This window comes from Erwinia sp. PME.40.26/001, assembly GCF_055556675.1.
Genome location: NZ_JBVHNP010000183.1, coordinates 1 through 271 on the forward strand (window position 1 = coordinate 1; position 271 = coordinate 271).

Here is a 271-nt window from a genome sequence, read left to right on the forward strand (position 1 = left end):
TTCTTCGCCTTCTGCAAGAAGGCATTCCCCGAGATCAGCGACCAGACCGTCGCGCGCATGGTGGCCGGCATCGAGGCGGAGATCTTCCGCCCCGACGAGGAGCTGCGGCGCCTCGCGCGACGCGCGGTCGAGCTGGGCGTCGAGGCGAAATTCCAGGAGGGCGTGTCGGCCGAGGATGTCATTGCCTCCCTCGAGCGCGTCGGCGACTCGGGCCAGGCGTGGCTCGCCGAGCTGGAAGCCTCCCGCGATCCCTGGTTCAACATCAACGTCG

At 68.3% G+C, this 271-nt stretch carries 1 protein-coding gene; it reads left to right on the plus strand.

Annotated elements, in window-relative coordinates:
- The coding region (locus ACZ3HG_RS23770; RefSeq protein ID WP_465334842.1) for a hypothetical protein at positions 1 to 271 on the plus strand (271 nt) is incomplete at both ends.